This is a genomic window from Micromonospora sp. NPDC047620, from assembly GCF_043205005.1.
Taxonomy (GTDB): Bacteria; Actinomycetota; Actinomycetes; order Mycobacteriales; family Micromonosporaceae; genus Micromonospora.
Genome location: NZ_JBIDDG010000179.1, coordinates 1 through 1,106, shown reverse-complemented (window position 1 = coordinate 1,106; position 1,106 = coordinate 1). Strand labels below are relative to the sequence as shown.

1 protein-coding gene is annotated in these 1,106 nt (G+C 70.1%); it reads right to left on the bottom strand.

Annotation, left to right across the window (positions count from 1 at the left end; all coding sequences use genetic code 11):
* The coding region (locus ACGF5C_RS35090; protein ID WP_393308766.1) for an AMP-binding protein at nucleotides 1-1,089 on the bottom strand (1,089 nt) is incomplete at its 3' end.
* Nucleotides 1,090-1,106 lie beyond the last annotated feature (17 nt).

The following is a 1,106-nucleotide window of genomic DNA, read 5'->3' as shown; positions in this document are numbered from 1 at the left end:
CGCCCGGAACTCGCGCGGCGCGAGCTGGGGTTCCGGCAGCGCCTTGCGGTCGAGTTTGCCGACCGGGGTCAGCGGAATCTCGTCCAGGACCACGATCGCCGAGGGCACCATATGCGGCGGCAGCACCGCGGCCACATGGTCGGTCACGGCCGCGGGGTCGACCGCACGTCCCGGAACACCCAGCACGTAGGACACCAGAATCGTGGCACCGGCGGCGGTTTCGCGGCCGATGGTGATCGCGAATTCGACATCCGGGTGCCGGCCGAGCACCGCGTCGATCTCACCGAGTTCGATGCGGAAACCGCGGATCTTCACCTGGAAGTCGGTGCGGCCGACGTAATCCAGCTCCCACGGCACCTCCGGGCGGGCGATATTGCCGGCGCGCACATCCGGTTCGGCGTACCACCGCACCACGTCACCGGTGCGGTACATCCGGGTTCCGGGCGCACCGTAGGGGTTCGCCACGAAAGACGCCGCCGTGACGGCGGGACGATTGAGGTATCCGCGTGCCAGTGCGGCGCCGGAGAGATACAACTCCCCCGGTATCCCGATCGGCACCGGACGCAGCCGCGCGTCCAGCACCACCGCCTCCGCGCCGCGGATCGGCCCGCCGATGGTGAGTGTTTCGTCCGGGCCCACCGGATCACTGATCGTGATCACGATCGTCGTCTCGGTCGGCCCGTAGATGTGGTGCAACCGCCGCCCGGCCGCCCAGGCCGTGATCAGGTCGGGCGCCACCTTCTCGCCACCGACCGCGAGCATCCGCACCGAATCGAGCTCGGCCGGAGACATCGTCGCCAGCACACTCGGCGTCAGGAACGCGTGCGTCACCCCGTGCGCCGCGATCAGCGCGGCCAGGTCCGCGCCACCGACCACCTCCGGCGGCGCCACCACGAGTGCCGCGCCGGCGGCGTGCGCCATCAGCGCTTCGAGCAGGACCGCGTCGAAGGCCGGTGAGGCGACTTGCACGATGCGCGAGGTGCGCTCGACGCGATAGCGGTCGCGCTGCTCCGCCGCGAAGGCGGCGAGCCCCTCGTGGGTGACCATCACACCCTTGGGCCTTCCGGTCGAGCCGGATGTGTAGATCACATAGGCCACATCCTGAA